The organism is Limnothrix redekei LRLZ20PSL1 (genome assembly GCF_043235035.1).
In the GTDB taxonomy this organism is placed as follows: domain Bacteria; phylum Cyanobacteriota; class Cyanobacteriia; order CACIAM-69d; family CACIAM-69d; genus CACIAM-69d.
On the sequence record NZ_JAZAQF010000016.1, the window covers coordinates 1 to 20721 of the forward strand.

At 53.4% G+C, this 20721-nt stretch carries 18 protein-coding genes; 8 read left to right on the forward strand and 10 right to left on the reverse strand.

The features are described 5' to 3' along the window. Positions 1 to 235: 235 nt before the first annotated feature. Genes VPK24_RS03020 through VPK24_RS03045 form a run of 6 tightly spaced genes read right to left on the reverse strand, consistent with a single transcriptional unit; the run spans position 236 to position 7606 of the window. On the reverse strand, positions 236 to 1765 hold the full coding sequence (locus VPK24_RS03020; protein ID WP_393010603.1) for a hypothetical protein: 1530 nt from the start codon (positions 1763 to 1765) through the stop codon (positions 236 to 238). Continuing rightward, positions 1762 to 3534 carry an RAMP superfamily protein gene (locus VPK24_RS03025; protein WP_393010688.1) on the reverse strand — a complete coding sequence of 591 codons (1773 nt, stop codon included), beginning with the start codon at positions 3532 to 3534 and terminating at the stop codon, positions 1762 to 1764. The genes VPK24_RS03020 and VPK24_RS03025 overlap by 4 nt, the downstream gene beginning before the upstream one ends. Next, positions 3518 to 3940 carry a hypothetical protein gene (locus VPK24_RS03030; RefSeq protein WP_393010605.1) on the reverse strand — a complete coding sequence of 141 codons (423 nt, stop codon included), beginning with the start codon at positions 3938 to 3940 and terminating at the stop codon, positions 3518 to 3520. The genes VPK24_RS03025 and VPK24_RS03030 overlap by 17 nt, the downstream gene beginning before the upstream one ends. Continuing rightward, positions 3940 to 4773, reverse strand: coding sequence for an RAMP superfamily CRISPR-associated protein (locus tag VPK24_RS03035; RefSeq protein WP_393010607.1), 834 nt, complete (start codon positions 4771 to 4773; stop codon positions 3940 to 3942). The genes VPK24_RS03030 and VPK24_RS03035 overlap by 1 nt, the downstream gene beginning before the upstream one ends. After that, positions 4749 to 5873, reverse strand: coding sequence for a type III-B CRISPR module-associated Cmr3 family protein (locus VPK24_RS03040; RefSeq protein WP_393010690.1), 1125 nt, complete (start codon positions 5871 to 5873; stop codon positions 4749 to 4751). The genes VPK24_RS03035 and VPK24_RS03040 overlap by 25 nt, the downstream gene beginning before the upstream one ends. Continuing rightward, positions 5852 to 7606, reverse strand: a complete 1755-nt coding sequence (locus tag VPK24_RS03045) for a type III-B CRISPR-associated protein Cas10/Cmr2 (protein WP_393010609.1) — start codon at positions 7604 to 7606, stop codon at positions 5852 to 5854. The genes VPK24_RS03040 and VPK24_RS03045 overlap by 22 nt, the downstream gene beginning before the upstream one ends. A 315-nt stretch (positions 7607 to 7921) precedes the next feature. Here VPK24_RS03045 and VPK24_RS03050 point away from each other — a divergent pair, with 315 nt between their 5' ends. Continuing rightward, entirely contained in the window at positions 7922 to 9088 is a 1167-nt protein-coding gene (locus VPK24_RS03050; RefSeq protein WP_393010611.1) for a helix-turn-helix transcriptional regulator, read from the forward strand. Here the strand turns inward: VPK24_RS03050 and VPK24_RS03055 are convergent. Both VPK24_RS03055 and VPK24_RS03060 read right to left on the reverse strand, forming a co-directional pair. Then, positions 9058 to 9489 carry a hypothetical protein gene (locus tag VPK24_RS03055; RefSeq protein ID WP_190529155.1) on the reverse strand — a complete coding sequence of 144 codons (432 nt, stop codon included), beginning with the start codon at positions 9487 to 9489 and terminating at the stop codon, positions 9058 to 9060. The two genes, VPK24_RS03050 and VPK24_RS03055, sit on opposite strands and share 31 nt — an antisense overlap. Positions 9490 to 9707: 218 nt before the next feature. Next, on the reverse strand, positions 9708 to 9977 hold the full coding sequence (locus VPK24_RS03060) for a hypothetical protein (protein WP_099531546.1): 270 nt from the start codon (positions 9975 to 9977) through the stop codon (positions 9708 to 9710). A 238-nt stretch (positions 9978 to 10215) separates the two neighbouring features. Here VPK24_RS03060 and VPK24_RS03065 point away from each other — a divergent pair, with 238 nt between their 5' ends. After that, complete coding sequence (locus VPK24_RS03065; protein WP_393010614.1) at positions 10216 to 11031, forward strand: DUF305 domain-containing protein; 816 nt, start codon at positions 10216 to 10218, stop codon at positions 11029 to 11031. On the opposite strand, the gene VPK24_RS03070 is transcribed toward VPK24_RS03065, so the two are convergent. Beyond that, positions 11028 to 11231 carry a hypothetical protein gene (locus tag VPK24_RS03070; protein WP_393010616.1) on the reverse strand — a complete coding sequence of 68 codons (204 nt, stop codon included), beginning with the start codon at positions 11229 to 11231 and terminating at the stop codon, positions 11028 to 11030. The two genes, VPK24_RS03065 and VPK24_RS03070, sit on opposite strands and share 4 nt — an antisense overlap. Before the next feature lie 351 nt (positions 11232 to 11582). Here VPK24_RS03070 and VPK24_RS03075 point away from each other — a divergent pair, with 351 nt between their 5' ends. The 3 genes from VPK24_RS03075 to phoU all read left to right on the forward strand — a co-directional run bounded on the left by VPK24_RS03075 (position 11583) and on the right by phoU (position 15608). Further along, positions 11583 to 12332: a response regulator gene (locus tag VPK24_RS03075; protein WP_099531549.1), complete on the forward strand. Its 750-nt coding sequence runs from the start codon at positions 11583 to 11585 to the stop codon at positions 12330 to 12332. Then, entirely contained in the window at positions 12313 to 13872 is a 1560-nt protein-coding gene (locus VPK24_RS03080; protein WP_393010618.1) for a sensor histidine kinase, read from the forward strand. Before VPK24_RS03075 ends, VPK24_RS03080 begins: the two co-directional genes overlap by 20 nt. A 1040-nt stretch (positions 13873 to 14912) precedes the next feature. Continuing rightward, positions 14913 to 15608 (forward strand): phosphate signaling complex protein PhoU, encoded by a 696-nt coding sequence (phoU, locus tag VPK24_RS03085; RefSeq protein ID WP_190354475.1) that lies wholly within the window; start codon positions 14913 to 14915, stop codon positions 15606 to 15608. Positions 15609 to 15615: 7 nt separating this feature from the next. Here the strand turns inward: phoU and VPK24_RS03090 are convergent, their stop codons facing one another. After that, complete coding sequence (locus VPK24_RS03090) at positions 15616 to 16536, reverse strand: AEC family transporter (protein WP_190354476.1); 921 nt, start codon at positions 16534 to 16536, stop codon at positions 15616 to 15618. A gap of 410 nt (positions 16537 to 16946) precedes the next feature. Here VPK24_RS03090 and VPK24_RS03095 point away from each other — a divergent pair, with 410 nt between their 5' ends. The 3 genes from VPK24_RS03095 (at position 16947) to VPK24_RS03105 (ending at position 20646) form a co-directional block, all read left to right on the forward strand. Further along, entirely contained in the window at positions 16947 to 18107 is a 1161-nt protein-coding gene (locus VPK24_RS03095) for a sugar phosphate nucleotidyltransferase (protein WP_099533069.1), read from the forward strand. Between the two features lie 175 nt (positions 18108 to 18282). Continuing rightward, positions 18283 to 19035, forward strand: coding sequence for a hypothetical protein (locus VPK24_RS03100; RefSeq protein ID WP_393010621.1), 753 nt, complete (start codon positions 18283 to 18285; stop codon positions 19033 to 19035). Positions 19036 to 19164: 129 nt separating this feature from the next. After that, the gene (locus VPK24_RS03105) at positions 19165 to 20646 is read left to right on the forward strand and encodes a tetratricopeptide repeat protein (protein ID WP_393010623.1); all 1482 of its coding nucleotides are present in this window, start codon (positions 19165 to 19167) and stop codon (positions 20644 to 20646) included. Positions 20647 to 20721: the final 75 nt, after the last annotated feature.

Here is a 20721-nt window from a genome sequence, read left to right on the forward strand (position 1 = left end):
ACGACTAAAGCCACAGGCACGGCGGAACTGTGATGGGGGTAGCGAGGCGAGGCTTTCGTAGAGCATCTCCCGAGGGTGGTGACAGCGACTTTCTACACCGCTATTCTATTCGTGCAAGAGGTCTATTAGATTCCTCCAAGGTTGATGCAAAGCACAAGTCAAAAAGTCTCGATCCCGCAATTAGCTATTGGGGATAAAAGATGGTATTTGTTCGTCAAAGCTTCTATGTCAAGAGTTACAGCCCATCAACTTCTCGCTCTAATTTTTGATGAACCAAAATCATCAGGCTTGCAACTTCATAGTCATCATCGATTTGATCAATTGATTTAAATTTCTGACCAGAAATGAAATTCAAGCAATTCAAAACACGCTCTTTCCACAAGCTTTCAGGATCAGAGTCTCTAGGATCAATTTTCCATGCCTTAAAAACTGACCCTTTGTCTTTTAATCCTGACAGTTTATGGAACAGATCATTTCTACTATCAAATACATGATTCCCAAAAGTCCATATATCTAAGTCTCTTGATTCATTAATTCGTTTCTTGAAGTCAATAGCAAAATATAAACCTTTTCCATAGCGGTTAAAATCTTTTGTTCTTCCAGCTCCAAGTTCGACAGTGATGGATCTTGATTCAGACGGAAATTCTTGATCTGCCCATTTTCGTAATAGCCCTTCAACAGCCCGAAAGCTATGGAACATAGCTTCCACCGTATCCACACGCTCTAAGCGCTTGACGGCTAGATAAGCAGACTCATAGGCTGTTGACCACCACAATTGCTTTCTTTGAAGAGCCAAGTCATGAAAGTCAGGAATCAATGTAAGTGTGTCAAAGAATTTATCGAATTCTGCAAAATTCCACTGAATTGCAGCCTCCAGCAATAGAGTCAGTTCTTTAGATAATTCAAAATTGAGTAATCCTTGAACTGCTGCATAATTACCAAACTTCAGCAGCTCTCTCGCTTGTTGTTTTTTAATTCCACGCAAGTAGCTAGAACTTTTGATAAGCTGTGCTGATTTTGTAGGATTATTACTTGTCCTGAGGTTGCTTTGATTTTCGCTCGTGACCAAGAAGCGAACGCGATCACCAAAATATGACAAGGCCATAAACTGTACAGCCGAGGAGATAGCCGGTGTACTAGCCTGGTGGCTCACGTACACCGCCTCAAGTTCGCTATCAGTTACCAAGAGATCGCTATTCAAAACAGCAAATTTTTGGCGCACCAGCTCTAGCACTGAGTCCCAATTATCCAAACTGTCAGCAACAGTCTCCGGTTGCAAAACAATTGGCTCTACTACTTGGGCATTAGGCAACTGCTCGCTAAAGTAGCGCTTCAAAATTGGGAGCAGTTCATAGGTATCTTGCCAATAGGGACTCTTTTCCCCTCGTTCAGTCCGATTATCTGCAAAAATCTTGGACTGATCAGTCAAGACTAGAACGATTTGACTTAGTTCGCTAGACTGCTGCACTTTCTGAGTGAAGTCTTCCAATAAAGGAAAGGTCAAATAATTAAAAATGTTGTCTTGTAAATCTAGCTGCTTCTGGTAAACCCTGCCCAAGACTCGGGAGGGAACACGATAGGATGCATCTGACTCATTACTAGCCACAAGAAAAGGAATCCCATAGCAGTCAGATTTGATACTGGTAAACCAACGAGTCCACATACGTCCACTGAACTGTTGACTGCTACATCCTGCGTCTTGGTTTGCCTCGTCGCTCTTGAGCTGAACATCGCTGCTACCGATCGTCAAAATCCAAATTTTCATGCTTTAACATCTCCCCATACTTGCTGAAATTCATCTGGATTTGTACTCAAGAACGCTAAAAAGTCTCTACATTCTTGAGAGTCATCTGGAAAAATTGTTAGCACTTCCAGATATTTAATGGTTTTCTTGGGAATCTTCTTGCCTGGGCTATTAGGATCTGGGACTAGTCGAATTACAGGATACATACGATGGATAATTCGACTAATAGTGCCGATTTTCCCTGTAAAAGGTTTCTTGTAAATCGACCCCTCTGATTGGACTCCTTGAATTGCTGGCTGATATGGCTTGTGAAACCAATAAACTGCAACAGAATCTTCGGCACTACTAGCTAATCGCGACCACACTTGGACATTACTGGGATGCCAGGCTTCCCGCCAATCCTTAGCCCACTGATTAGAGCGAACAGTAATTCCTTGCAGCTCCATCCACTGACAGGTCACAGCCCGAACATTATCTAAAAACGGAGTAATCCGCTCAACACTGGCAAACGTCGTATTTCGGAGCTGGCTTTGCTCGTCTAACCATTGCCAATGGCAACCAATCAAAGCCTTATAACTATCTTCATAATAGTCTTCAAAAAATTCACGATGATCGGCCCGCCGCCAGGACTTTCCAAAGCCGCCCACAAGCATGGCAAAGCGCATCAAGTTAGTAACTAGCTTCATCAATGCATTTTCCTGATTGGCATTAGCAAGAGGACGGTTTAAAAGCCAATTCAACTTTCCTTCCACTAAGTAAGCAGGTTGAGCATAGCTTCCTGATCCAAACGACTCGATTTCTAGTTTTGACTCGCGAAACTGAAGTCCCAGAAACCCCACAGTTGGTTCACCAGATTGAATTCCCCCAAAGAGATCTTCAACTAGTTGATCGGCGGTCTTGGCATCTGTTAAGCCGCCAAATAAGCGTAGAGCATGACCACGCAAAGAAGCACGAAAGATATTATGGCGAAACTCACCCGAGCCATCGATTAATTTGGCAGCCTGACCTTGACCTTTAAGGCTGACTGAATATAAAACTTTTCTCGGTTTGACCGATAAAACTTGTGCAAGCTGTCCATAGCCCGTAGCAGTCTTAGAACCCAAGCCAACGGATAGTGCTCGCTCCCAAATTGTCCAAATGGTTTGCCACTCAGCATCCGATAGTGGTCGATTGCTGGAAATAGCAAAACGCAATGTTGGTTGATAGAGCGAAACTAAGGCGTAGGCACTTTCGCCAGTAGGCTTTTGATTGGTTGGCACAGCTTTCACCTGCCACCCTTGTTGAGGATGAACGAGGTCAACTAGGCCCTCCGTCCAATCATTGGTTGGGTAAGCCCCAAGAAAGCGCAGAATGCCAGGGTGGAGATCTGTTTCTTTGCCGCAATAGCGATCGGTACTGCCTGCTGCAACCACTCCTGAAGCCTCAGCTTGTTCGCAAGCATTCCGAAATGCTCCCTTCATGCTGCTGCCTGGATAGAACGGGATTCCTGCCTTCCCCAAAACCGGCCGAATAATCCCATCATCCTGGCCACCATTAGTAACAAATCGCCAGGAAATTTGATAGGACTTGGCACTATAAACCGGTGTTTGCTTGTCCTGAGCATCCTGAGCAGGAATCTGTTCAGCCTTGTCAACCCACTCGTCAACCCATACTTCAACATCTTGGAGTTGACCTTCTTTAGGCTTACCCGACCTCTTTTCAGAGTCAAGGCGTTGCAGTTGCGATCGCCCATCAATCTGGGCGCGAAACATCATGGGCACTTTTTTATAACTATCAGGAATCGCTGGCATCATCTAACTTCCCAATTTTGTAACGCTGAGTCCACCAAACCAAGCAATCGCAAAGCTGTGTCAAAACGGCGATCGCCACTCGTTGATCTTCAATGGGTAAGTCCCAAAGCTGCTTAGAAACATGCTGAATCTTGCTGGTTTCTTGGGGGTTGATCGCATCCTTCGGCAGATTGATATCTACCTGCGACATAACTCCACAAAATTCATCCCAGGTTTCTTTCCAATACTTAGACTTTTGCTCTTCCTTGCCCTTGAGCCGCAAGTGCTCACCCCAAAATCGCTCTAGTCCATAGGCCACGGACATACGCATTTTGTGGGATTGATTCAAAGATTTTGGATCGCGAGTACGGGCTGCCAATACTAACTTCTGGGCAATGCGATCGAGTTCATAGGACTTCCAAGTCATTACTGGTCACCTCCCAAAAGCAGCACACGACAGCGACCAAAGCCAATCGATTCGAGTCCACCAAAATAGATTTCAGATTCCTTGTGGTCTCCAAAGGGTTTCCAGCCCTTTTCTTTTAAGGCAACTGGAAAAATCAAAACGCAGCCCTCTGGCAATGCTTCCGTGTTAAAGAAAGCCCCCCTTTCCGTGTCAACCTTCTTCACCTTATCGAGGAGCTTAACGCGGCTTTGGCGATAAAGCGCCATGTCATGCAGCATGGAAATATCATTGTCATCAACCACCACGAGCTTGTTTCGATCTAGATCAAGATCAACAGGCACCCAAGGAGACAAATCAGCCGTATTCGTAATTTCCAAAAATCCAAGATTGAAGAACAGAATTTTTCCTCGGCCTTGAACTTGTCGTCCTTGCAACCCTTTTGGTGCAGTGTAGGGTGCAGGTACGTCGGCTTTGATGCCCGTAATCCGTTGATAGCGCTTGAGCAGAGACGGGCAACTGACCCAAACAACTGGCTGTCCTGGACAAAAGACCGGAAACCAAACTAAGGAAGCATATTCAAACTTCACCAAGGCTTCAGTAGTTCCGCCATCGGGTTGACCATCTACAGCTTCATGACCATACCAGCGGTTAGTGGCTGTGCGATCGGGGTCTTCTTCTTCTGAACTCCGCATCTCTGCCCGAAAGCGGCCACGAATCGAGCTGCCAGGAATGATGCCAGTTTGGGTGAACTGATCCCGAAAGATCAGGTTCAAATTACCGGTTTCTTCGCCTGCCGTTGCCCCCACATGCAGTGGCGCTAGGGTCTCAATTATGCCGAACGCTTTGTGGTACATTCTGGAACTCCTTGAATTTCAACCGGTAAACAGAGACCACAGCCCAATTGCTTGAGTGAAAATCCTTCCTTGGGAAACCACTCTTCGGGAAATTCCCACCAGGTCATGTTTAAAGGCTCTCGGAAAACATAAACACTGCCACTGGGAACGGCATACCGACCTCGCCCCAATCGCCGTCCTTTGCGAGGGTCATCTTTGTTTTGACCAACTCGATAGCGGTAGGGCACAGGTTTATCCATCAACAGCTTGAGATCGCGCTTCGGAAAAGTTGGGTGTTGTGGATAGCGATAGGAAAGGTTATTTGATCCCCAAGCAGCCGGAGTAATTAAGGCAAAAGCGCGGGAAATTTTTTGGGCTAGCAACCTGTTCAATGGATGCTGCTCATCAATTGGCTCATTCGCAATCTCTACCAAATGCCCTTCTCCACCAAAACGATGCCAACCATTGAGTTCTAAAGTTTCCAGGTTGGTTAAATACACTAAGCAGATATCTTCAGGAATCTGGACGACATTTTCCAGGAACAAACCATTCTTTTCTAAAACATGGCATTCATCCCCTTTCATCCGAGGATGTAGAAAAGAAGTCGATTGCCAAGGTGTAGCTTTTAAGTATCGAGCATCTTGCCTAATTTCATCTCTAGACCAACCCCAAGTATCAATCAACTGCCAAGTAGCTGATGATGCGGGCTTGAGGTCTTGCTTGGAACGATGCCATCGATATTGATTCAGGTAATCACTATCAGGGAGAGGATCTCTTGTTTCCCCTAGACTTTCAGGACGTTCTTTGCGTTGCAATGACCACTCATCTGATGCCTTATTATCAATGATTTGGTGACGAGACATAGGCACATAAAATTCAAATGGGTGATCTGTATATGCCCAGAATGGCCCTGCAACCGTAAGTTGTTGCTTTAGGATTTGCGGATCTGCAAAGCATTGCGATCGATTAGCGTTCAGAATCAGACCAGCGATCGCTGCCGAATCAGGAGGAAATTTGTAGTTGGACTTGCCCACCAAGTTTTCTGGCGACAGAAATCCACCAGCGCTGGCATACATGAAGCCTAAAGGAGAAACTGTGATTAGGGATTTGAATTGCGACATAATTGCCAACCTACTTGAATCAATTCATCCATCCAATTCACGATTGCCAAGTCTAGTTCTTGTGGATCTTCAATTTCTCCACACAACGTATCCCAGCCTCCAGGGTTCCCTTGTCGATAGTTCTCGAATATTTGTCTAGCCTTGCCGTTGAAGTAAAAATCAAATAGTTCGCAGGCAATGTCGCTGTTGTTGCTAGGAGAGTCCAAGCTAATGGCGTGGCGAGCTTTTAAAGCAGCCCAATCGCTGTAGAGATGACTCCAGTTCGCTTCAGAACCTGTTTTCTGATTGCGATCGCGATAGCTATCCAAAATGGCTAGTTCATCCCAGGGGCAAGTCCATTGCACAAACCGACCGCTGTTGAACACAATTCGGATGGTGACTCGATCGCGCCCTAGGGCTTTTGATCGCTGTTCCGCTTCTCGGCAGTGATGCAAAATATCGCGCTGCGGAACCTGATGACCAGCCCAGACAAACCCCACACTATAAGTCAGCTTAAATCCCAATTCATGCTGTGTGTCTGCTTGGATTTTCTGCCACTGATTGGGAAGCGCTTTTAGCCAATTCCAAGCTTCAATCGGCTGAACTTTTGGTGGCGATTGCTTTCGATCACTGGATTCTTCACTGTAAAGCACACCGAGAAAGTCATCACCACCAGCATAAATTACACGACCCTTGCCCTCGGGAAATAAGTCTTTTGCTTTGGCAAATTCTTGCCCCCAATTTCGCATCAAGGTTGAAAATCGTTGGAGATTGTGATCACGCTGTTGGGGGCTATCCGGATGGCGATTGGCTAGATCAGTGAGTTTGTCACCTACCTTGTCACCATCGCCCATAAACCAACCTGTCCAATAACTCGGCTCGCGATAAATATCGCGAAACGACGTTTCGGGATGATGAATGCCAATATCAAGGGCTAATGGCTCAAAAGTCACAAGGCGTTTTGCCAGCTCAGGAATGCTCAAGCGTTCGCGGGGGCTGACAAATTTCCCGCCGTCATTATCTGGATTAGCAAAGTGATCCTTCAGTTCTTGATCAGAAGGAAATGATTGATGGCGGCGCTTAAAATCATCTAAAATCCAGGCTAAGCGAAGATAAAAACGCTCAATATCCTGTCTTTCGCTGTCTGAAAATGATCGCCCTGGATTGTTGTCAGGTTTGCCCAATCCGGGCCAGGCGATCGCATCGGCTCCCGCAATACTCGAACTTTCACCAACCCAATTAATCCCAATCCAATCGCGTTTGAGCTTACGATTTTCTAAGTCCTCCATCGCGGATTGGGGTGTTGTGCCATAGCCCCAAAACACTTCCCAGGCATAGAGACCCCAACGCTCCCACTCACCTGCCCCACGCCGATCGCCAGGGATAGGCTGCGACCAACAGTAGGCCTCATCCGGCAGATTTTGCTCAACCCAGCAGCGACAAGATTTGAGGAGTGCTTGCCAATTCTTCAGCAAGCTCTTTTTGACAGTATCGCGCTTAATTTTTGGCCCTTTCAGGAGGATGCGATTGGGCATACCCCGTTGGTGATCGATGCAGGCTGGCGAAATCACCTCAGTACTCTGTCCGCCTGAATTGCTGGCTGAATCGTGGATGATGTCTTGGATTAGTTGTTGGCTCAGATAAGACAAAATTTGCGATGCACCAAACAGATCACGCAGCTTGCGAGACTTCTCGATAAACCCTTGTACGGGCGCAAAGCTGATCGCGGTGTAGATGGGGGCGGAATCAGACATCGTTGGTTCTGAAGTCATATTGAAAGCCTTGTGACCTCATGAAAATCGCATCGTCTTGAGCATGAGGCTGATGAAACGTCTGCAAAAGCACCCAAGTGCTTTACCCATAAGTCCGGCTGGCGATCGCCATGATGTTCACGCTTGTGTCCTGGCTCCTATCTTAAAGGATTGATCGCAGGAGTCCGGTGTAAGTTTTAATATTGTTCGTTAAGCAAAATGAATGCTTGTAAGTCTTTGTATTATTGGGTTTTGCACGATCACCCCTAGCACCCGAAAATATTATTTTCTATTAGGCGGGCGGCTGGAGATGTGTTAATGGCGACTCGATCGCGCCATGGCTATGAGGAACCGATCGCGTTCGATCGCCTGATGTTGTTGGTGGCCCTGTTGGCGCAGGAGCCGGGCAGCGGGGCGATCGCGGCGGGAGGATTGGAGGCGATCGCGGCGGCTCTGCGCGATCGGGCGGCGGCCTTGGGGCGGCCCTTCCCAGAGGATTACCCCTCGATTCCGACCTTGCGGAAGGACTTGGCCACCCTGCGCGACTATGGCCTGTTGGGCGAGCGGATGTATCGCTGGGGCTATTACTTGGGGGCGGGGGCCCTGACGGTGGCGGAATTGACCACAGCCTTGAATGGGTTGCGGCTGTTGGCGATCGACCTGGGCGATCCCAAAGTGGGGGAGCGCTTGGGCCCCATCCAAAGCCGCCTGAAAAGCTGGGATCAAGACCAGGAGGGGCGGTTAACTTATCCCTTGCGGCGATCGCTCTCCCGGCCCGTCAGCGAACAGGATCCCATCACCCGCCTAGAGCAGGGCCAGGGCTGGGATCGCTTGGTGGAGCAACTGGATGCGATCGAGGAGGCCATTTTGGATGGCCAGGCGATCGAACTGAAAGTGGCACGCTCACCCCAACTGGATGATCGGGGAGAGCGGGAGCGGCTTTATCCCTTGCAACTGCTTTTCTATGACGTGGGCTGGTATTTGCTCTACGAAAAATTGGATTCAGGTCAGTTTGCCACGCGCCGGATCGATCGGCTGAGTGCGGAGGTGCGGTGGTTGCCGATGCCGCCCCGAGGCTTGCGGATCCAACGGCAACGGCTGCGCAAAGCAACGGGTTTGCTCTCGGCCGGTTGGGGCTTATTTTTGGGCGAAGCAGCGGATCAAATACGGGAATTGGCGGGCCAGGAACCGTTGCAGTTGGTGGTGGTGCGCTTTCGGCCACCCACCGCGCGGTTCATCGCAGAGGGCGATCGCCGCCACCCCACGCAACGGTTGACCTGGGAGTCGGGGACGAGTGGCGAGCCAAGTGGGCTGGAATTTTCCGTGAAGCTACCGAGGCGATCGCTCGGGGAGTTTGAGCGATGGGTGCGGCGGTATGGGAGCGATGCGGTGGTACTTGAACCGCCGGAGTTGGTCGCGAGGTTTCGGCAAATGGCGATCGCCCTGGCCCTGGCCTATGGAGTTGGGGCAGGCGGTTCTAGCTGATTGAGGGCCCCACAGATATATTTCTTGACGGTTTCGCGGCTGGCAGTCACACCACTGGGCAGCGTGAAAACCATCTCAACGGTGGTTTGGTTGTTTTCCGCCAAAGCAAACACATCAATCGGCAAGGCCCGCTGAAAGGCAGTGGCGGGGTTTTCCGCTCGCATCATGCCGCCGGCCACGTCGGTGCTGAGGGTACGAATGCCTTCGCGGGCCAAAATCACCCGCAATTGAAAAAAGGCCCTTTCGACGGATAGGCCTTGGACTTGCACACGGGCAAAATAGGCGGAACCGTTGAAGAAATCGCCTTTTTTGTCGAAGCTTTCTTCACAGGTGGTGGCGAGGGCGGGCGTGCCAAGGCAGAGCAAGGCCAGGCTCAGGAACAGCGATCGCATGGTTTGCATGATCGGATCAAAGAACAAAACCTCAGGATTGCCGATCGGGAATGGGCATGGCCATCGCGGTGTGACACCAAGGAGCCACAGCAAGCGATCGTGTAGAGAATGATGGCGGCCCAAGCGATCGGCAAGGGTCGGTTTGCCCGATCCACCGATCCACAACCTCCGCGAAAAATGCGGGTTTCAGTCGATCGCCCCAGGTTGTGGATCGGTTAACGCGCGTTCTAGCCGACCGTGATATTCGGCTCCTCGCAGAAATTCACCAACACCGTTTCGCTTTCCGACTCATCCTCAAACACAAAGCTGATGTACCACTCACAGGGCGAATCATTCGTATGTTCCGCCCAGGTGACCGTTGCCCCCTCTCCAGAAGCAATTCCCTCTTCTGGCAAATCGAACTGCGACCACTCCTCATCATCGGGCGAAACCCAAATTTCCAGGATGGCTTGGTCTGTGTTGTTGGTGACCACAAAGCTAAACAAATCGTCCGACATGGGGGGTACATCCCAAAATTGCAGAATACGGCTCCGTTCTAGACTTCAACGCGGGTCGCTGTGGGCTTTCCTTAGCTTTTCTTCACCACGCCTCTTCACCACGCCGTTTCCTCGCCCGCAATTCAGATTCCAACTCCTATGCTGAAGGTAACCCCTGGTCGATCGGGCATTTCTGACCCGATCGGTCTTGGTTTTGATGAATTTTGATCAATTCAGGAGAAAGTAGGAGCAAGATTCAATGAAATGGACTGGTAAACAAGGCCCATGGCTCGCGGGATTGTCCCTCGCGATCGCCAGCACTGCCGCGATCGGGAGTTGGGGATTTAGCCAATGGCGGGCCCAACAACCCGCCGCAACGGCCCCAGGCTCCACCACCACCGCCCAGGCTAGCCCCGCCCTTTGTCCTCCCGGTGGGGACGCGGCCGGCGGCATGGCGCATCATATGCACTCGATGCAGGTGAGCAGCGAGTTTGAATTCATTAGTCACATGATTCCGCACCACCAGGAGGCGATCGACACGGCCAAGCTCGTGCGCGATCGCACCCAACGGCCGGAAATGCGGCAATTTACCCAGGCGATTATTGATGCCCAAAGCCGGGAAGTGAGCCAAATGAAAACATGGCTGCAAACCTGGTATCCCAACCAAACCAGCACCCAGACCTATCAGCCCATGATGCGTCCCCTGGAACCCTTGCAAGGCGATGCGCTGGATCAGCAGTTTTTGCAAGATATGGTGATGCACCACCAAGGGGCGGTGATGATGGCCCAAAGCCTGATTCAAGGTCAATTGGTGAAACACCCGCCAGTGCAGTCAATGGCTCAGGATGTGATTCGCACCCAAAGCCAGGAGATTGGTCAGATGCAGACCTGGTTGGGGGCTTGGTTCCCGAATGGTGGCCAATGCGGGCGATCGACGGCGACGGATTCCACGGGCAACGGGTTAATGAACCACGGGAACATGAATCACGGGAACATGAATCACGGGAATATGAACCACGGGAATATGAACCACGGGAACATGAATCACGGCATGAACCATGGGAAACAGCTTTAGGCTCCGTGGGATTCGCCATCGGGTTTGCACCGTGGGGATTCGTTGCCATGATTAGTCTGGGTCAATAGTCCAGCAGGGGCCGTGTAGGGCCGGCCGCCAGCATCCATCGGGAATGGCATGGGATCACCATCCCGATCGCCCATCGATTTTGGTTGACTATGGTTGATTCTTAAAGAAATGGCTAAGGAAAAAGCAGCCATTAGCCACAACTTCAACGAATTTTCTGAGGAAATGGCCCTGGCACTTTCTGGGACAATTTGGACAACCCAACGCCCAGGGGGCATTTTCTGAGCCAAAAAAACCGTCAGGAAATTTTTACAAATTCCACAGGGGGGCGATCGCCGGCCGGCGGGAACCTTGGTATCGTGGAGATATAAATCGTATACCGCAATACGAAATAAATCAGGAAGCTTATTTCCTAACGTTATATTTGCGCCGTTTTAGCGCTAGTTTGGCGCTGTTCTGGTGCTTTGCGGGGTTTCGCTCACGCCACCGAACTGCTCGATCGATTCATCACCGCCGAATCTGTTCCTCAAGAATTTCACCGTATGCTGGCCAGCGATCGCGCCCTGAAATTTAATCCCCTGGATGCGGGGCAACCCAGCCGCATCCTGATTGTTGAAGACGAAGAACTAATCCGCGATATGGTGGCCGCGGCCCTGCGCGACGAAGGCTATGAAGTATTAGTGGCGGCCGATGGGGCTGCGGCCTTGAACCTGTTGAATCTCAACAATCCTGGCGACATGAACCGCCCGCCCGATTTGATTGTTCTGGATTTGATGTTGCCCCGGGTGAATGGGCTGGATCTGTGTCGGCTGTTGCGCCAGCGCCAAGATCCCGTGCCGATTTTGATGTTGAGTGCCAAGGGCAGCGAGACCGATCGGGTGTTGGGGCTGGAAGTGGGGGCCGATGACTACCTCACGAAGCCCTTCAGTATGCGGGAGTTGGTGGCTCGTTGCCGGGCCCTGCTGCGGCGCAATCGGATCGTGAGCGCGGCCCAGCCAGAAGTGCTGCGCTATCGGGATATTGAACTTTATCCCCAGGAATGCCGGGTGGTGGTGCGGACTCAGGAAGTGAACCTGTCGCCGAAGGAATTTCGACTGCTGGAATTGTTTGTGCAACATCCCCGGCGAGTTTGGTCTCGGGAACAGTTGCTGGAGCGCATTTGGGGCATTGACTTCATTGGCGACAGCAAAACCGTTGATGTGCATATCCGCTGGCTGCGGGAAAAGATTGAGCTAGATCCCAGTACGCCTGAATACATCGTCACCATTCGCGGCTTTGGCTATCGATTTGGTTAGTGTCCTAGTCGGTTTAGGACTGGGGCTAGGGGTTGGGGTGTGGCAACAGGCGCGGCTGCGTTCTCGCCTGATGCAGCTTTTTGCGCCCATTTTGGCCGATGAGGTGGCGATTCCGTTGGGGCTGGAGTCCTTGGTGCGGCGCGGGGTGGTGGCGGCGCTCGATCGGGAAGTGGCCCTGGAGTCTCAGCTCGAAATTTGGGAGAAGGCCCTGGCAGCGGCTCCGATCGCCTTTCTGTGGGTCGATCGCGATGACGGCCTGCGGTGGTGCAATGACCGGGCGCGGGAGCTGTTCGCCATCCGTCAGTGGCAACCCAACCAAGACCGCCTCTTGATTGAGGTGGTGCGCTCCTACGATTTGGATCAGTTGGTGCAACAAACCCGGCGGGGCCGGCTCACTTGCCAACGGGACTGGACGTTTTATGGAGAGCCTTGGCCGGAGTCAACGGAATCGACGGAGGGCCCGGAGTTGAGCGACCACGGGACGATCGATCCCCCCTTGCCGGGGCCGGGAGCCGCCACCAAGGGGGTGGGGTTGGCCCTGCGAGGGTGGGGGATTCCGCTGCCCCATGGTCACGTGGCGATCTTTGTGGAAAATTGCCAGCAGATGGTGGACTTGGCCCGCAGTCGCAACCGGTGGATTAATGACTTGGCCCATGAGTTGCGCACGCCCCTCACGTCCATTCAGTTGGTGTTTGAAACCCTGCAAAAGCAACTGGAGCCGCCCCTGAGCCATTGGGTCGATCGAGCCATGCCAGAAGTGAAACGGCTGGTGCGATTTGTGCAAGATTGGCTGGATTTGAGCCAAATGGAACAGAATCCGGGGCAAATTTTGCGCTTGGAGGTGTTGGACTTGGTGGAGGTGGCCCAGGCGGCTTGGCAGTCGGTGGAACCCTTGGCGGAACGAAAATCAGTGGCGCTGGTGCTCGATCGGGATGGGTTAGATCATCTCTGGCTCCAGGGCGATCGGGCCAAGCTCCATCGGCTGCTGTTGAATTTGCTGGACAATGCGATTAAGTACAGCCCGGAAGGTGGGCAAATTTGGCTGCACATTTCCCAAGATGCGCCGGCCTTGACCTTGCCCCAACCGCCCGGGGAGTTGGCGGAAGATTTGGCGGAGGAGTTGGGCTGGGCGAGCCAATCGGGCGATCGCGCCTCGGAGTCTGACCCGCGCTGGGGCGCTCCGGCGGCCCAGCCCAACCCCCAAGCCGCCACCCCCCCCTCCGATCCAGACAACGACCCGATCGCCACCTGGGCCTATGCCGACGTGATTGATATGGGGCCCGGATTTTCGCCTACGGATTTACCTCACATTTTCGAGCGGCTCTATCGCGGCGATGCTTCCCGCACCCGCGAAACCGATGCCATGATTGCGCCCCAACTCCCCAGCACCGGCAGCGGCCTGGGGCTGGCGATCGCCCGGCAAATTGCGATCGCCCATGGGGGACAAATTACCGGCAGCAACGACCCCAAAACCGGCGGCGCAAGGCTGCGGGTAGCCCTGCCGATTCGGGCCATCCGCCAACCCCTGGATGATTTGTAGCGCTTGACGATGGGGAGCAATCCCCGAAAACGCCAACAACCGGGGCGATCGAGCTGTTTGGTAGCCAACAGCACCCCAATTGGTGCAAGACTTCTGAACAATCATCCTAGGAGTAACTATCCCGGGGACTGCGGCAGATCAGCCCACTAAAATTTGGTTAAATTCCCACTAAACTTCTGAGCTGGAACCCCCACCTTAAGAAAATATAAGATATAAAGGAAAGGCAATCTTTTGACATGCATCCATTAATTTCCCATTTCCATTCCCCTTTTAACCGAGGCATTTTTATTCCAATCCTTATCTGTCAGACAATCGCAAACTCATCCAATGACAACCCAGATTAATCCTAGATTAGTCCTTCGTAAATTGTTCTTTCACGAACCTCTGATCAGACAACATCATGAGTCATGAGTCACTCCAATCAATATTCTGTTTCTATTCCTTAGCATCTTTCCGAGCGATCTAAAATCGCAATCAGTATCAAAATTGATTGAGATTTGATCAGACATTTCCTCGTTTCAGTCTCGATCGTTGCCTAGAAATTTTCCAGAAACTTCCCAAAAATTTCCCGAAAGTTGCCCAACAGCTTCTGCCTCAGCCCCTTTTGGGCAACCGAACTCACGGCGCGATCGGCCCTGTCCCCAGTGCTGTTCAAAGTTCTGATCAACATGATGGCAGTCAAGTTCAAGGGACCTCGATTAGAGTGACTTTTTCCTTCTAACCTCAAAACCAATAGCCAGCAATTCATTAAGAATTTATGATGCAATTTCTGGTTTTGAACCTTTACTTTCCTTAAATTGCGCTATCAGTGATTTACCCATTTTTCAACACCTTCTCTCATCGATCAATGCGGCTCTAAGGCTTCTTGGAGGTTGGTATTTTGATTTCCTGAAGTGAATGTTCTCAAGAGAACTTGGTTGGTGATTTCACTGCTGAGCAATGCCTAAATTCAAAAGAAAATCACCCTGAGCCAATCATCACGGTTTCTAAAGTGGGGTTGGGACGAGCTGTTGATTCATTCCGTCGTTTATGAAGGTTCCATGATTGCTGTAGACGTGAAACGATCTTTGTTTTCCACTGCTTCGGGTGCGGCCACCAAACCGACGGCGATCGAACGCAAAATCAAGCGAGTTTGCCAAGATGTGCTGCGGATGGGAGCGCTGGTTGAGGATTCGTTTCGCCTCACTCAGCAAGCCCTGTTTGCCCGCGACCTGTCCACGATCGAGCGGATTAATGCCCTCGAAGACCGCATCGATGAGTTCTATCGCCAAATTGAACTCGACTGCGTGGTCACCATGACCCTGAACGCTCCGGTGGCGGAAAATTGCCGCTGGCTGAGTGCCCTGATGCAGTTGGTGCGGGACTTGGAACGCATTGGCGATTATTCCCAGGACTTGGCGGACATTGCGGTGCGCCTGTTTCCCTATGGGCCCCATCCCCATTTGGAGGAGGTGGAAGCCATGGCTCGCCAAACCCTAACCATGTTGGGCATGAGTTTGGCGGCGTTGGTGGAGCCAGATCCCGAGGCGGGGGCCCGGCTCCAAGCGGCGGACAATGTGGTGGATGAGGCCTACGATCGCCTCTATGGTCTGTTGGCCACGCAGCGGGATGTGCCGGGGCCGATCGAGCCGGTGTTGCTGATGGTGCTGACCATTCGCCACATTGAGCGCATGGCCGACCATGCCACCAATATTGCCCAACGCGCCTCCTATATCGTGACGGGTCACCGCTCCTAGCCATCCCCTAAGCCCCAAACAGCCAAAGCCAGAGGGGCAGGGTAAAGGGCAAAACCACGGTTCCTAGGGCCACACTGGACACGGCCAAGTCCCGATCGAGGTCGTAGGCTTCGGCAATGACCAAACAGGCAAAGGCGGGGGGCATGGCCATCTGCAACACCAAAACCAAGAGGGTTGGCCCCTGCCATCCCCAACCCCGCAGGGTCAACCCCACCACCAGGGGCACGATCGCCATTTTGATGACCAACAGGGCGATCGCCGGAGCCGTGGCATTGCCCCAACGCAACTGACTGAGCCGCATTCCAATTAGCACCAAGGCCAGGGCCACCACAGTCCAAGCGATGGCCGTCAGTCCCCGATCGATCACCTGGGGCAGGGCGATCGATCGCGACCCCAAGCCCGCCAGGGCCCCCCAAACCGTCGGATTCACCAAGCCCGCCCGCACCATGCCCCAACCGTCGCTCGATTGGCCCCCCAGCCGGGCCGCCAGGGCCGAACCCACCCCATAGGCCCCCAAAGTTGTGCCCGCCACATCAAAAAACAGGGCCCAGGCAAATTGCCCACTCCCAACCAAGGCCAGGGCGATCGGGAAGCCCAAATAACCCGTGTTGCCAAACATGCTCCCCAGCCAAAAACTGGCTCGCCGTTGGGGGGCGGTCACCCCTTGCCAGTGCAGCCATCCCCAAGCAAGACAACCGGCCAGGGCGATCGACCCCCAAGCCACCAAGGGAGCCAGCCAGGCCTGGCCGCTCAGATCGGTTTGGCGCAAAAAGGCTACGCAGCTCAGGGGCACGCCCACCCAAAACAACCCTTGCCCGATCGCCCCGGACACCCGCGCCGGGAGCCAGCGGCCCAACAAAACCCCCAAACCCACCCCACCGGCCAAGGTGGCGTATAACTTCCCCAACACAACTGCATCCAACGCCATTCGCTTCCCTGCCTTTGCCCAACAGTTCCCAATTCAGCTCCAATCGCAGACTCAATTCAAATTCAGGTCTCGATCCAATTCCGATTCAGCTCAAATTCCGCTCAAATTCAGCTCAGATCCAGTCCGGTTCAGTTTCGGGCCAAGATTCCACAAAAACTCACCCGATTTCCATCAAACCCATTTCCGCAGCGCCGCAACTGGCCGCCATTTCTGCCAAACACCTGGGCAATCGCCACTCGATCGATCACATCCTCTCTTTCGCGAACCCCATGGCAAGCGCTACAGTGTCGAAAACCAAATAAACCACGTCAGAATCCGGCAAGCCTCGCCCATTTCCCTTGGCTTGCTGATCCGACGATCGCACCGTTAAATAAAACGTGAAGCATTCCCGGGGAGAAGCCAGCTAAACCATGAAAGCCATGATCCTTGCGGCAGGCAAAGGCACGCGTGTTCGGCCGATCACCTTCACCGTGCCTAAGCCGATGATCCCCATCCTGCAAAAGCCAGTGATGGAATTCCTGATCGAGCTTTTGCGCCAACACGGCTTTGATCAAGTGGTGGTGAACGTCAGCCACTTGGCTAAGGAAATTGAAGACTATTTCCGCGATGGCCAGCGATTTGGGGTCGAAATTGCCTACTCCTTTGAAGGATTTGTGGAAGACGGCGAGCTGATTGGCAAAGCCCTCGGGTCTGCGGGTGGCCTGCGCAAAATCCAAGACTTCTCCCCCTTCTTTGATGACACCTTTGTGGTGCTTTGTGGCGATGCGCTGATTGATTTGGACTTGACCGCCGCCGTCAAATTCCACAAGGCCAAAGGCTCCCTAGCCACGATCGTCATGAAATCCGTGCCCCGAGATGAGGTGTCCAGCTATGGGGTGGTGTTGACGGATCCGGACGGCCGGATCAAGGCATTCCAGGAAAAACCCGCTGTGGAAGAAGCCCTCAGCACCAGCATCAACACTGGGATTTATATCTTTGAGCCGGAAATTTTCAACTACATTCCCCCGGGCTGTGAGTATGACATTGGGGGCGACTTGTTTCCCAAGTTGGTGGAAATGGGTGCGCCGTTCTATGGCATCACCATGGATTTCCAGTGGGTGGATATTGGAAAAGTGCCGGACTACTGGCGGGCCATTCGCAGTGTGCTGTTAGGGGAAGTGCAAAACGTGGCCATTCCTGGACGGCAGGTGCGCCCGGGGGTTTATACGGGGCTGAATGTGGCGGTCAACTGGGACAAGGTGGAGATCCAGGGGCCGGTGTATATCGGGGGCATGAGCCGGATTGATGATGGGGCAAAAATTATTGGCCCCACGGCGATCGGGCAAAACTGCCACATTTGCAGCGGGGCCACGGTGGAAAACAGCGTGATTTTTGAATATTCCCGTCTGGGCCCGGGCGTGCGGCTGGTGGATAAATTGGTGTTCGGTCGCTATTGTGTGGATAAGACGGGCGCGACGATCGATGTGCAGGCGGCGGCCCTGGATTGGCTGATTACGGATGCCAGACAGGTGATGCCTGCTACACCCACGGAGGAAGGCCAGGCGATCGCGGAGCTGTTGCAGTTGGAGTGAGCCAAGGAGGGCGATCGGGATCGGGCCCCGATCGAGCCAGCCCCTGAAGTGAACTCGGCTGCGGGAATTTCCCGAGCGATAACCCAGGAAATTCCCATTGGGTCTGCAAAAGACCGTCTACCCTTTTGCAGGATTGTCAGTTAGCATTGGCGAGAAGTTTTAGACAGGCATCAGTATGGCCGAGGGTCGAGTAGCGTTTTTAGCAGGCTGCGCCATTACGGGATCGCTGGCATTTGCGGTCGCGAAGGGATGGATTGCGGTGGGCGCGCCTCCGTCCTCGGTTCCCGGGTTGTCGGAAAATCCCAGTGGGGTTCCCCTGCTTGAAGGGGGCGGCCAACTGCCCCCGGCCCCCACGGTGACCATGCTGCCCTCGCCGCCACCCACGGCCTTGTCCGCCGCTCGCCCCAGTGCCGCTGCGAATGGTGCTGCTGATGCGACGGCCAGCCCTCCCACAGGCGACAGCGCGATCGCCAAACTGGAGGAGCGGCTGCGGAAAAGCGAAGACCAACTGAAGGAAATTCAAGCGGACTTGCGAGAAGACCGCAAAGACCGGGAGCGTCTAACGGCGGCAGTGGATAAACTGAGCACTGCTGTGCAGGGCCAGGAAAAAAACCTCACTTCCATGGCTCTGGATGACAAGTTGGCGCAAATTGCGGCTAACCGGGGTGAACAGCAACCCCCGGGCCAATGGGGCAACGGCATCCTTTGGGCCCTGGGGGGCATGGTGTTGACGGTCAGCAGCATTGTGATGGCGGGGGTAATTTCCACCATGGCCCGGCAAAATCGAGGGGGCTATGGCGCACCCCCCCACAGCCCGCAACCGTTCCACCCCATCCGAGTGGTTCCTACCTATTTACCTCGGGCCCGTCAGGATCAGACGGTGCGCCGGGAACCGGGGACGGCGGATTTCGTGGAATACGATTACTAATTAGCAAGCGATGGGCCGGTTCTAGGCTTTTGCGAGATAGTTGCAAGGTTTGGGTGGCGATCGAGAAATGACGGTGGGTGGCCTGTGGGTGGCCGGTGATGGCAATGCGTTCCTGATCATGGGGCGGTGATGCACGATCGGGCGTTGAGTTTGGCCCGCCAAGGGGATTGGTCGGGAGCGATCGCCCTGTGGCAACAGATGGCGGCGGCGGCCCCCCACGATGGGGCCACTTGGAAGAATTTAGGAATTGCCTATTACCGATCGGGGCATTGGCTCCAGTCGATCGACTGCTATCAACGGGCGATCTCTCTGCGGCCGGCGGATCCGGGCTTGCGGGTCAATCTGGGAGCGGCCCTCAAACAGGCCCAACAACTCCCGGCGGCCGTGGCGGAATATGAACGGGCGATCGCCCTGGATCCCAATCATTGGGATGCCCATCGCAACCTGGCCAATGCTTTGGAAAAGCTAGGCGACCTAATTCCCGCCGAAATCCATATTCGGCAGGTGGTGGCAGCGTTGCCCCAATGCGCCAAAGCCCGCCACAGCTTGGGCAATATCCTTTGGGAACAGGGGCGCTATGAGGACGCGATCGCCCAGTATAACCAGGCCTTGGCGATCGAGCCGGATTTCCATGAGGCGATCGCAAATCGGGGCATGGTGCAAATGACCCTCGGCCAATGGGAGCAGGGCCTCGTGGACTATGAGCACCGTTGGTTTTGTGTGGAAACGGCGCGAGGGCTGCCGCCGGTTCCCTTTCCTCAACCGGTTTGGACGGGAGCGCAACCGCTGGCGGGCAAAACCATTCTGCTCTATTCAGATATGGGCTTTGGGGATGCGCTGAACTTTGTGCGCTATGCTCCCCTGTTGGCAGCCCGAGGAGCGCGGGTGCTGCTGGAATGTCCGAGGCCCCTGGCTCGGCTGTTTGGGACGGTGGCGGGTGTGGCGCAGGTGGTGATCCGGGGGGAAACGCCACCGCCGTTTGATTATTGGTCGCCGTTGATGAGTTTGCCGGCCGCCTTTGGCACCACGCCGGCCACCATTCCAGCGGATATTCCCTATTTTCAGTTAGGCCCATCGCTTCAGTCGCCGCAGTCGTTTCCAGGGTTTCCACCGTCAACCCAGGGGGCGATCGAGCCGGAACCTTCACCAATTGCCTCGCCAGCGGGTCAACGGTGGGGATTTGTTTGGGCTTCCGGCAAAACAGGAGCCACAGCCCGCAAGCGATCGACCGCTTTGGCCCAATGGGCGGCCCTGTTACGATCGCCCGGTTATCAGTTTTTGAGTTTGCAAACGGAAACCAGCCCCGAAGAGCGGGCCTGGCTAGCTGATCGGGGCATTCCCGCCTTGGGCGATCGACTCACGGATTTTGCGGACACGGCCCACACGATCGCCCAACTGGATGGGGTGATCACCGTAGACACCGCTACGGCCCACCTGGCCGGGGCGATCGGCAAACCGGTTTGGATTCTGTTGCCGGCCGTGCCCGATTGGCGCTGGCTGCTGAACACCGATCGCACTCGTTGGTATCCCACGGCCCGACTCTTTCGCCAGCCCAAAATTGGGGATTGGGCGGCGGTTTTTGACCAAATACAAAGGGCGCTGGCCCCATGACCAACGCCCCAAAAATAGCCGATTCGCAAGATATGGCCCCCGGTTAATTCCCCCCGCCAGACTAACGACTCACGG

What these genes read in the sequence shown, in the direction of transcription:
- VPK24_RS03100 (WP_393010621.1), top strand. Translation starts at nt 18,283, where the DNA reads ATGGCCGAGGGTCGAGTAGCGTTTTTAGCAGGCTGCGCCATTACGGGA.
- VPK24_RS03105 (WP_393010623.1), top strand. Translation starts at nt 19,165, where the DNA reads ATGCACGATCGGGCGTTGAGTTTGGCCCGCCAAGGGGATTGGTCGGGA.
- VPK24_RS03030 (WP_393010605.1), bottom strand. Translation starts at nt 3,940, where the DNA reads ATGACTTGGAAGTCCTATGAACTCGATCGCATTGCCCAGAAGTTAGTA.
- VPK24_RS03050 (WP_393010611.1), top strand. Translation starts at nt 7,922, where the DNA reads ATGGCGACTCGATCGCGCCATGGCTATGAGGAACCGATCGCGTTCGAT.
- VPK24_RS03035 (WP_393010607.1), bottom strand. Translation starts at nt 4,773, where the DNA reads ATGTACCACAAAGCGTTCGGCATAATTGAGACCCTAGCGCCACTGCAT.
- VPK24_RS03045 (WP_393010609.1), bottom strand. Translation starts at nt 7,606, where the DNA reads ATGTCTGATTCCGCCCCCATCTACACCGCGATCAGCTTTGCGCCCGTA.
- VPK24_RS03090 (WP_190354476.1), bottom strand. Translation starts at nt 16,536, where the DNA reads ATGGCGTTGGATGCAGTTGTGTTGGGGAAGTTATACGCCACCTTGGCC.
- VPK24_RS03060 (WP_099531546.1), bottom strand. Translation starts at nt 9,977, where the DNA reads ATGTCGGACGATTTGTTTAGCTTTGTGGTCACCAACAACACAGACCAA.
- VPK24_RS03095 (WP_099533069.1), top strand. Translation starts at nt 16,947, where the DNA reads ATGAAAGCCATGATCCTTGCGGCAGGCAAAGGCACGCGTGTTCGGCCG.
- VPK24_RS03065 (WP_393010614.1), top strand. Translation starts at nt 10,216, where the DNA reads ATGAAATGGACTGGTAAACAAGGCCCATGGCTCGCGGGATTGTCCCTC.
- VPK24_RS03070 (WP_393010616.1), bottom strand. Translation starts at nt 11,231, where the DNA reads ATGGCTGCTTTTTCCTTAGCCATTTCTTTAAGAATCAACCATAGTCAA.
- VPK24_RS03055 (WP_190529155.1), bottom strand. Translation starts at nt 9,489, where the DNA reads ATGCAAACCATGCGATCGCTGTTCCTGAGCCTGGCCTTGCTCTGCCTT.
- VPK24_RS03025 (WP_393010688.1), bottom strand. Translation starts at nt 3,534, where the DNA reads ATGCCAGCGATTCCTGATAGTTATAAAAAAGTGCCCATGATGTTTCGC.
- phoU (WP_190354475.1), top strand. Translation starts at nt 14,913, where the DNA reads ATGATTGCTGTAGACGTGAAACGATCTTTGTTTTCCACTGCTTCGGGT.
- VPK24_RS03040 (WP_393010690.1), bottom strand. Translation starts at nt 5,873, where the DNA reads ATGTCGCAATTCAAATCCCTAATCACAGTTTCTCCTTTAGGCTTCATG.
- VPK24_RS03020 (WP_393010603.1), bottom strand. Translation starts at nt 1,765, where the DNA reads ATGAAAATTTGGATTTTGACGATCGGTAGCAGCGATGTTCAGCTCAAG.